At 57.5% G+C, this 10,556-nt stretch carries 7 protein-coding genes; 3 read left to right on the top strand and 4 right to left on the bottom strand.

Annotated features, from left to right (window positions below; all coding sequences use genetic code 11):
• Together VIL80_RS13370 and VIL80_RS13365 are read right to left on the bottom strand one after the other, a co-directional pair.
• A partial coding sequence (locus VIL80_RS13370) for a PQQ-dependent sugar dehydrogenase (protein WP_332036593.1) occupies window positions 1–3,627 on the bottom strand: 3,627 nt, incomplete at its 3' end.
• A 376-nt stretch (window positions 3,628–4,003) separates the two neighbouring features.
• Complete coding sequence (locus VIL80_RS13365; protein WP_332036592.1) at window positions 4,004–5,755, bottom strand: alpha-amylase family glycosyl hydrolase; 1,752 nt, start codon at window positions 5,753–5,755, stop codon at window positions 4,004–4,006.
• A 264-nt stretch (window positions 5,756–6,019) separates the two neighbouring features.
• On the opposite strand from VIL80_RS13365, the gene VIL80_RS13360 reads away from it, so the two are divergent.
• The 3 genes from VIL80_RS13360 to VIL80_RS13350 all read left to right on the top strand — a co-directional run bounded on the left by VIL80_RS13360 (window position 6,020) and on the right by VIL80_RS13350 (window position 7,839).
• Window positions 6,020–6,862 carry a universal stress protein gene (locus tag VIL80_RS13360; RefSeq protein WP_332036591.1) on the top strand — a complete coding sequence of 281 codons (843 nt, stop codon included), beginning with the start codon at window positions 6,020–6,022 and terminating at the stop codon, window positions 6,860–6,862.
• A gap of 129 nt (window positions 6,863–6,991) precedes the next feature.
• Complete coding sequence (locus VIL80_RS13355) at window positions 6,992–7,600, top strand: alpha/beta hydrolase (protein WP_332036590.1); 609 nt, start codon at window positions 6,992–6,994, stop codon at window positions 7,598–7,600.
• Window positions 7,597–7,839: an alpha/beta hydrolase gene (locus tag VIL80_RS13350; protein WP_332036589.1), complete on the top strand. Its 243-nt coding sequence runs from the start codon at window positions 7,597–7,599 to the stop codon at window positions 7,837–7,839. The genes VIL80_RS13355 and VIL80_RS13350 overlap by 4 nt, the downstream gene beginning before the upstream one ends.
• On the opposite strand, the gene VIL80_RS13345 is transcribed toward VIL80_RS13350, so the two are convergent.
• The gene (locus VIL80_RS13345) at window positions 7,813–9,321 is read right to left on the bottom strand and encodes a tryptophan halogenase family protein (RefSeq protein WP_332036588.1); all 1,509 of its coding nucleotides are present in this window, start codon (window positions 9,319–9,321) and stop codon (window positions 7,813–7,815) included. The two genes, VIL80_RS13350 and VIL80_RS13345, sit on opposite strands and share 27 nt — an antisense overlap.
• Window positions 9,322–9,440: 119 nt before the next feature.
• Window positions 9,441–10,556 (bottom strand): TonB-dependent receptor domain-containing protein (locus tag VIL80_RS13340; protein WP_332036587.1); only part of this gene is annotated, 1,116 nt, incomplete at its 5' end.

Genomic DNA, 10,556 nt, shown 5'->3' with positions numbered 1-10,556 from the left:
CACGACGTCTTCCGGCATCCACGGCTCCCGCGCGCCGCCGACAAAACTGGAGGACTCGGCAATATTGCGTTGATCGCCGGTCTGCTGGCCATTGCCGCTGTTGAATACCAGATTGATCTCACCATTGTGCAGATCTTCTTGGTCCACGTAATGGGTCCACCAGCCATCGCTGTCCGGTCCCGCCATCGGCAGGCCCGGCCATTGCGTCAGCGCCTGGTCCTGGCCATCCACCGTAATCCACAGGTGTACATAGACCTGCGCCCAGTTCTGCGGATTGTCATAGCGCAGGGCAATACCGGAAAAGCCCTCCACCAATGTCGCGGTGGCAATGAATTCGCCCAGTTCCGCCTGCACCGTCACCGCGCCTTCCCCGCTTCTCGTGACCAGGCCATTCTGATCCACACTGGCGGGGCCGCTGGCAATGGACCAGGTCACCTCGCCAAATAGATTTTGCCGGGTGCCATCGGCGCGCACCCCGAAGGCCACCAGCTGGCGACTGCTATCCAGCGCAATATCCGCGGGGGCAATTTCAAGCGCGGTGATACTGGTATCTACCGTAGTAACAGAAATGGTCAGCGTCTCGCTGAAACCACCCTGCTGCACCGTGATGGTGGCACTGCCGGTATCACCGGCGCGCAGCACGAATTCACCCTCGTTTACGGATTCCACCGCGAGCACCGAAGGATCGCTGGATGCCACACTGGGTGCGACATCTACCGGAACTTGAAAACCGTTATCGAACAGCGCGTAGACCTGTACTGCGAGCGCATCACCGCCATTCAGGCGATCGCTGTCCGCGTGCAGGCGGATTCCCACCTGCTGTGCATCGATGCTGTCTATCCATTGCCGGAATAACGCCTCCGCCACCGGATTGGTATAGCGTGTGCCCTTGGGCATGCGGTTGTTGTCGGTGGTCTGATAGATGTACACCAGACTGCCGGCGTGGTCGAAAGGCCGCAGGCGCGCAGCGCCGCCAGTGGTTTCCACATTGACCAGTCGCATGTCGGCCAGCGGGGTGTCATAGCGCAAATCCATAAAGCCACTGGCGTGACAGTGGGAGCAGTTTGTGGCGAGGTAAGTGCGCGCGCGTTCGTTCAGGTCCGCCGAGGTATCCGCGGCGTCGACAAACTTTCCATGGTTTTCGGCATCGCCGATATTTTCCGTGAACAGCGCGATATTGTTGAAGACACCCAGCTGATTGGCGATGGCTTCGGCCCCTTCGCCGTACTGGAAATTGCGGTTCAACTGGCGCGTATTCACCGCCAGGGGCTCGCGACTGCCACTTCCGATGTGGCAGGATCCGCAGTCTGCGGCAGACTGTACCGCGCGCTGACGGTTTGCAATGCCGCCATCCATCACCGTGAGCGATTCAGTCACCAGGTCGGCGTCGTTACCGGCACTGTTCCAGTAATAATTGGCCGCCTGCCATTTACCGGTGTCCTGGCGAAACAGCACCGAGGTGGTAAACGGCAGTGCGGGATTTTCCGCGGTGGCGATGCTCTGGTGTTTGACCAGCACCGTGCCAATGGGAAGCTGCCAGTTCGCCGTTGCCTCGAAGTCGATCTGGCTATCGTTGGGCAGCGCAATAAAATGCCGCGTGCTGGCGCCATCGAACCAACCCTGGGTATTGAGGCTGTATTCCATCACACCGCTGACCGGCAACAGATTTTCCAGGTCGGAAAAAAGTCCGGTTTGCGAAAGCTTTGCGGGAATGACCGCGGCTTGGGCATCGTCGTCCACTACCTTGTAAATGGTGGACTGGCCGCCGTACTCTACACCGTAAGTGGATACCAACAGGGTTTCGCCACTGAGATCCGTACCGAAAGAGGCGATGTTTTCCGGAAATGCCTCGCTGATCACCGATTTTGCCTCACCATCCACAATGGTCCAGATACGCTTGGTTACGTAGTCGCCGAAAACAAATCGGCCACTCAGACCTGGCAGCGCATTGCCCCGGTATACCACGCCGCCAATAATCGAGAAGCCGGTGGGATGGGCATAGCCGTCGCGCGGCGGTTCGAAATCCACGCTGCAATTCTTGCCCGGGTCACCGCCCAGGTCACCGCGGTTATTGGTCCCTTCACAGACGGGCCAGCCATAATTTTTTCCCTTTTCAATCAGGTTAACTTCTTCATAACCTGCCTGCCCAACTTCGGTTTCCCACAGGGTGTAAGGGGCTTCGGAATCAAAACTCCAGCGCCAGGGATTGCGGTGGCCATAAGACCAGATCTCTCCGCGGAAGCCAGGCACGCCCACAAACGGATTGTCGGCGGGAATCTGGTAATACTTTCCGTCCACCGGCTGCGCCAGCGGTTTGATGCGGATAAAGGAACCCAGCAGGTTGGAAGTTTCCTGGGCACCATTGTTGGTGCGCGGGTCTTCCGGGTAGCTCATGGTGGCACTGTGGCCGTAGGCACCGTCGCCAATACCCAGGTAGAGGTAGTGATCCTCCGGGTGAAACTGCATCATGCCGCCCTTGTGGTCCGGGCCGCGCTGGGGAACACGCAAAATTTCCGCGCTGGAGCCGGCAATCACCTGCATGGGATTGTTCGGGTCATCCACCGTCCAGCGCTCAAGAATGGCATCGCCGTAACTTCCATCTGCAGCACGTTCATTGTCATCGGTGCCGTGGATGTAATAGATATAAATAAAACCGTTGCTGGCGTAGTCCGGGTCAAACGCCATGCTGAGAAGACCCTGCTCGTGGTAATTGCGTACCACACCGCTGATATTCAACAGTTCGCGCACTTCCGCGGCCGCAACATCTGCGCGGTTGGGAAACACTAAGATGGATCCAGTTTTATCCACCACGTACAGAAGATCGTTAATACCGTCGGGAATTACCATCACCGGCGACATAAACCGGCCCTGCAGGTTCGGGTAGGCCACCTCAAAACGGTAACTGCCACCGGACACATTGCCGGAGATGGGAAAATTCAGCGGTTGCTGCAGTAAAGGTCGGGTAGTTGGCGGCTGCTCCACCGCCGTTTCACCATCCAACCCGCAGGTTTCCGCACCCTGCCACTGATCGCCGATAAAGCAGGGATTGCCGCTGTACTGAAGGTCGGCGGTCTGCGGCGCACCGTTATTATTGAAAATTACACTGAGGGAATCCGGCATGACGCCGCTGCTTAGGTCCTCGGAAAAATCGTAGCAGTAATAGTCGCCAACAGCGGTCATGGGACGGCCGGGCCAGCCAGGCAGGTTAGTAACACGCCCGCCCGGTTGCGGGTTCCAGAAATAGATATGCGGCGTGGCATAGTTCTGCGGGTTATCGAAACAGATACTGGTAGAGGTGTTTTCTGGCGGTGAGGTGATTTCCGTTACGCTGATGGCCTTGCTGACATCGTTGAAGGTGATGCGGTAGCTGCCATTTGCGAGCAGATAATCATTGGCCGGATAAGCTTCATTCCAGTTCTGGTAGTGGCTGATCTTGAAGCGGGGATTGGCATCGTCAAACGTCTGCTCGGTAACCCACACGCCCGCGCTGGCGTCATAGGTCATTGCGGTGGTACCCCAGTCGTTCGGGGTGCCGCGGAACCAGGCTTCAGACCAGCTCTGCGCGCTCGCCTGCAGTGGCAATAACCACGCAAAAATGGCAAACACACACAGGCGTACGGGGGCCACAGAGAATAGTTCTCCGGCCGTCCTGAGGGCAGATTTCATCGCTATGCTCCGGGAGTTATTGTTATCCGGGCGGCTGCCATGTCGTTTTGACATGCAGTCTTATAATTATGACCGCAGAGTTTTTTCAGCGGCATTGCGCGCACCAAACATAGAAGGCGCAACTTAAAATTACGCTTATGTGAATTTATTTCCTCATCCTCCCCCGGGGGCGTAGTCCGTTTTTGCGCCACGCATCACAACGTTTTCTTCAGGCAAAAAAAAGCCGGTATCAGGCCATATCTGATACCGGCAAGCCTTTCGACGAAGAAAGATAAGGTTGGGGAGTCACACGCAGCCAGCGGCTGCCATCAAGAGATCATTACCAGGTAAATCCGTATTACTGATTCGCACTCAGCTCGGCTTGCTCCGGAGCACCCAGCAGCAAGATGTCGAACTCGGTATCAAAGGTCAGGACACCGTTTGTCACTCGCGTTTCAGTGCCGGAGTAGTAGTCTTTTACCAGTGCACCTTCTGCAAATACTTCACCGGCCTTCACCGCCTTTTCACCAGCGGGCATATCCACCGCCACCATCACGCGGTCATTATCCAGCGTGCGGGAAAAAACGTAGGGCGCGGCACTGATCTGCTGGTGCACACCGGCGCCAACCGCGAGATGGGACTGGCGGAACTGCCCCAGTTTCTGCCAGTGACGCAGTACGTCGCTGGTGCTGGCGTTTTGCAGGCTGCTCCAGTCCATGGGCACACGCATGGAGGCGTCGCCGTAGGCCTGTTCATCGATCATCGGGCGGGCGATCTCATCGCCGTAATAAATCTGCGCAGCACCCGGTGCCAGCATCAGTTTCAGCGCGGCGCTTTTTACCTGCTTGCGCTCGCGGTCGAAGGAACCCTGATCGTCGTGGGAACCGAGGTAGTTCAGTACCGACACGCCTTCCAGCGCGCCGCCGTGCAGGATGCCCGAGTAAGTACTGAAAATACTTTCCATATCCTGTGCGGCATGGGCGGCGAAGCCCATGTTGATCAGGCTGTCAAAACCGTAGTTGAAGAAGTCCACCTTGCGGTCGCCGTAGTCATAGAAACGGCCATCGCTGTTGGCAAAGTTGTTTACACCGAAGTGATACACCTCACCCACCATAAAAAACTCGCGGTCGTCGAGTTTTTTGTCGGTGTTGGCCGCCTTCCACTCCGCCAGTGCGACACTGGCTTCTTTCTTCAGGACCGCCCAGATTTCCGGTTCGGTGTGCTTCACGGTATCCACACGGAAACCGTCCACACCGTATTCGCGTACCCAGTCGGTGAGCCATTTGACGATGTAGTACTTGGGCGCGCGCGGGTAGCCGGTGCGTGCGAAGAACGCATCCAGCTCCGCCTGCTCCTGCTCCAGGCGGCCTTCACTGCGCCACTTTTCAACCAGCTGCGATGGCAACTCAACCGGCGCTTCACTCTCGGTGAGAATATCCGGCAGGTTGTTGGTCAGTGCGCACTGCACATTCTGTGCAAAGCTGCTCCAGTCGCACTGGGGGTTGGTGCGCACCCAGTCGGCAGGCCACAGCGGGTCTTCGCTGGTGACAGGGCCAGTGTGGTTGATGATCACATCCATCAGGATGCGCACGCCCTTGTTGTGGGCCTTTTCAATCAGCTCTGCCAGTTCGGCCTCGCTGCCAAAGTTCGCGTCCACATTGGTCCAGTCTTTCGGCCAGTAACCGTGGAAAGCGTAGGTGCGCTTGTCGCCCTCGTCGTAGCCGTGGACGTTTTCGATGATCGGGGACATCCAGATGGCGTCTACACCCAGATCGGTGAAATAGCCCTCTTCCAGCTTCTGGATGACACCGCGCAGGTCGCCGCCGAGAAATCCGCGCATATGGGCGGCGTCATTTTTGCGGCCGTAGGACAGGTCGTTGTCCGGGTTACCGTTGTAGAAGCGGTCCGGCAACATGAAATAGATAGTGGCGTTGTTCCAGAAAGGATCCGCGGAAAAATTATTGACCTGGGTCAAGGCGGACTCGGCCACCTGCGGTGAAGATACCGCGCGAGCCTGATCGGCCGGGCCTTGGGATTCACTGTCGGAACAGGCGGCCAGGGCAAGTGCGGCCGCGGATATTGCGGCACTCAGGCCGAACATTTTTCTCATTATCGTCTCTCCGCCGTTATGGAACGGTCATCACTGCAACCTAATGTACGCACCTGCGCCAGAGTTTCCTCCTCCCGGCACGGGGCGTAGATGGAAACAGGCGCAGATGAAAAAAGCAGCGACCGGTGATAATCTCGACCTCTCGGTCACAAAGCCGCCTGCAGGCCGCTACGCGGGCACCCAAAACAGAGGGCGGCAGCCGAGAGAGCCGCAAGGCAGAGAGAAAACTTAGGGATTGGATTTCCAGATAAATAAGGAGTAACCATGCAGGACAAACCCGTCGTATTCGTTGTCGTCGACCCCAATGACGATCGCCACGTAGCCCTGGAGCGCGCACTGACCACTGCCCGCGAGCGCAACCCGCAGCCGAAGCTGGCGGTATTCGTCGCCGTGGATGGTGAAGCGGTAGACACCCGCGCGGTAAACGACCACCTGTTCCGCGATGAATTCTGGTTTCGCGACCAGATTCGCAAACCCATCGAACAGGCCGGTGTGGAATTCGAAATTACCGTGTGCTGGTCCAGTGACTGGCAGGGAGCGATTATTCAGGAAGCCAAGCGCTACAACGCGGAAATGATCTACCTGCCGGTACACGCCAAGACCAGCCGCCGCTTCACCTTTGCCGAATCCAAGTGGCAGGTACTGAAGCAGGCCAAATGTCCGGTGGTGCTGATCCGGCCGGGCGCCAAGGATCGCCGCAAGGTGGTGCTGGCAACGGTCAACTACCAGGCGCAGAGCACCCACCAGCGCCAGCTGAATCGCCAGATTACCGAGCGCGCCAGCTACATCGCGGATGTGTACGGTGCCGAACTGCATCTGGTGAACGCCTTCCTGGATTCCATGCGCTATCCGGATCGCGGCCAGCTGGCCAAGCTCGCGGACAAGACCGGGGTACCCACCGATCGCATCCACGTAAAGCAGGGCTACACCAACGAAGTGGTTGCCGAGATCGCAAAAGAGATCGATGCGGACGTCGTGGTGATGGGTACCCTGAACCAGTACGGTGAAACCGGCTCGCTGCTGCGCGGCAATACCGCGGAGCGGGTGATCGGCTCTCTGGATATCGATGTGATGGTGTGCAACGCGTTTACCACCACGGCACACTGATAAGCCTGCCCGGGCCCCGTATCACCGCGGGGCCCTCTCATATCCCCCTCCTCCCTATCCAAGGCTGACGCCCTCCCCAGCCAGTCGCTGGATACTGGCAACTTTCCCCTGCCCCGGAGAGCCACAACAATGTACAAGAAACTCGCGCAGGTACTGATCCTGATGCTCGGCGCATCGGCACAACTCACTGCCGCAACACCCGCCGCAACATCATCTACGGCACAAGCCAATGTGCAGGTGATGCCCGCGATTGCGATGGATTCATTGCAACGCGCGCGCACCTACCGCATCTACCTGCCCTCAGGTTACGAGGAGTCCGACAGGCGCTACCCGGTGCTGTATATGCACGACGGCCAGAACCTGTTCGACGATGCGACCTCCTACGTGGGCGAATGGGGTGTGGATGAGAGCCTCAATCAGCTGGCGCAGACCTGTGGCCTGGAAGTGATCGTGGTGGGCATCGACCACGGCGACAAGCTGCGCATGACCGAACTGAACCCCTACGACAATGAGCGCTTCGGTAGCGGCGAAGGCAACGCCTATGTGGATTTCCTGGTGAAGGAATTGAAACCGCGCATCGACCGGGAATATCGCACGCTGGCAGACCGCGACCACACCGCGATCATGGGAAGCTCCATGGGTGGGCTCATCTCCAACCACGCCATCAATCGCTATCCCGACATTTTTGGCATGGCCGGTTTTTTTCTCCCTCCTACTGGATTGCGCCAGGCGTATTGAATGCATCCGCGAATAATCCGCAGCTGGACAATACACGGATCTACCTGCTGACCGGCGCGCGCGAGGGGGAGGAGATGACCGAAGGTTTTGTGGAAATGGAAAAGATCCTGAAAATTCGGGGTAAGCGGCACTTGTGGCAGGCAAAACTCGACGACGAGGGAAATCACAGCGAAACCTTCTGGCGCCGTGAGTTTCCCTATGCCATCGACTGGCTATTTGACGCCGGCTGCCAGCAGTGAGGACAAAAACGCCTCATGGGTCGGCAACTGTTTGACCGTGCCCTGGATCAGGGTTTTCAGGCTCTGTAGCAGGTCATCCAGCTGTACATCACTCAGGCCATCCGCAATCACATGATGATCCTCGGGCAGCACCCCCTGCCCGATCAGCACCTGCTGCCAGGCCACCTCGGTGAACAAATCCTCGTAATCCCGGAAAACCTTGCCGGTCGTACGGAAGAGCTCGATCTTGTGCTGCAGGCTCTGCGGGATCTCCATGCTTTCGCAATGCCGCCAGAAGTCACTGTCGCCTCGCTGGTTGGCTTTGTAGTGCAGAATGATAAAGTCGCGGATACGCTCCATTTCCACCCGTGACTGGCGGTTGAATTCCGCCACTTCCTCAGCGCGAATGCCGCGATGCGGGAAACACTTGACCAGCCGAGTAGCACCGGATTGCACCAGGTGGATAGAGGTGCTTTCCAGCGGCTCCAGGAATCCACTGGCAAGCCCCAGGCTAACTACGTTTCTCTTCCACTGTTCACGTCGGTGTCCGGTGCGGAACGGAATCACCCGCGGCTCCGCGAGGGGCTTACCCGGCAAATTGCCCAACAGGACCTCGCGGGCCTGTTCATCACTCCAGTGGCTGCTGGAATACACCAGCCCGTTGCCGGTGCGGTGTTGCAGCGGGATCTGCCATTGCCAGCCACAGGCGTGGGCAATGGAACGGGTATACGGGGGAATGGAATCAGCCGATTCACTGGGAATCGCCATGGCGCGGTCACAGGGAAGCCACTGGCTCCAACTTTCATACTGGCTGCCGACAGCCTTATCGATCAGCAGCCCGACAAATCCCGAGCAATCGACGAAAAGATCTCCCTCAATAACCTGACCATTCTCCAGAGCCAGATTCTCAACATGGCCGCTGTCATGGTTGCAGCGCACATCGCTCACCTTGCCCTCGACACGCTTAACGCCTTTGGACTCGCTGTAGCGGCGCAGATATTGCGCATACAGCGCGGCGTCAAAATGATAGGCGTAGGAAAGTCCCGGCAGGTTGGTATTGGGAATATTCGCCAGATGCGCAAACCTGTTTTGCTTGGCCGCCTGATAGTTCAGGGAGAAATCCCAGTAACTGTCACTGTGGCCGGAAGCGTGACTGCGCAACCAGAAATGATGGAAATCACAGAAAGGAAAATTTTTGCCGATGCTGCCAAAGGCATGCATGTAGCTTTCGCCGGGGCGCGACCAGTTTTCAAACTGAATGCCGAGTTTGATGGTGCCGTTGGTGGCACGCAGGAATTCCGCCTCGTCGAGGCCGAGCGCGCGGTTGAAATTCAGAATCGGCGGAATCGTGGCTTCGCCCACACCGACGGTGCCGATCTGGTCGGATTCCACCAGGGTAATGTCCACGGTGCCCGCCAGGCTTCTGGCCATCATTGCCGCCGTCATCCAGCCGGCGGTACCGCCGCCGAGAATGACGAGATTTTTTATCGTTTTGTTGTTCACATCGCTTTCCCTTTACGGGTTCTTATACCGGTTCCTTCGCAATTACATAACACTTCCCTGCAAACAAAAAAGCCCCTGCAACCGGAATCGCAGGGGCTAGAGAGACAACTCAGTTGAGATTACAGCTTGTAGCTGAAGCCCAGCAGGTAGGTCTTACCGTAGCTCTGGTAATCACGCACCTGCAGCGCATTGTCGCCGCTCAGGGTGGTGAAGGGCTCGTCGGTCAGGTTGATGCCCTGCAGGTAAACGGACAGGCCTTCCAGACCACCGATTCCGGACTCACCGAAGTCGTAACCCAGCTGGGCGTCGACGATGGTTTCGCCCACTACGTCAACCTGCTGGCTGTCAAAGCCAACACCGTACACTTCACCCTTGAAGTCAGAGCGCTTGCGCACGCTGGTACGGGCGGAGAAGCCGTGGTTGTCGTAGTAGAAGGTCAGGTTCTGAATGCTGTCGGACAGGCCCGGCAGTTCGTAGTCGTTACCATTCGGATCTTTGACATCAGAGCTCACACCAGTGTGGCTGGCCAACAGACCGAAGCCGTCCAGGCTCTCGCTGAATATATTGAACGGCAGAGACACAGACAGTTCATAACCCTGCAGGGTGCCGCCACCACCATTGATTTTGGAGTAACGGGTAGCAGTAGTGTCTACACCATCCGGGAGCGCTACAGAACTCAGGTCCAGAACTTCGGACAGGTCAACTTCGTAGTTGCCATCAAAGTGCCAGGAATCCAGGTCTTTCCAGAACATCGCCACAGAGAAGTAACCTTCGTCACTGAAGTAGTTCTCATAGGAAAGATCCAGACCAATGGCTTCTTTCGGCTCCAGATAAGGGTTGCCACCGCTGATCTTGAAGTTGTTGCCATTCGCGTCAGCGGTAGACATGAACTCGAAGCTTACAGAAGAGTTCATCTCATCCATGCGCGCACGGGAGATGGTTTTCGCTGCGCCGAAACGCAGGGTCTGCTGCTCATCAATCGCCAACGCCAGGTTCAGGCTCGGCAGTACATGACCGTAGTCGTGCTTGACGTCAGAGGCTTCGGCAACTACCAGGCCGTTCTCCACCTTACCGGTGTAGCCCTTGGTGTCCACTTCGGTGTACACGTAACGCAGGCCAGCGGTACCGGTCAGTGCCAGACCAGCAACCTCGGTTTCCATTGAAGCCTGTGCGAAGGCAGCAGTCACCGATTCACCCACATTGTAGGATTTGGTCAGGTGCTGGATACCGGTCAG

It is taken from the genome of Microbulbifer sp. (assembly GCF_036563125.1).
Lineage (GTDB): Bacteria > Pseudomonadota > Gammaproteobacteria > Pseudomonadales > Cellvibrionaceae > Microbulbifer.
Note: the sequence above shows the minus strand (reverse complement) of the source record. Positions and strands in the feature narration are given on the sequence as shown.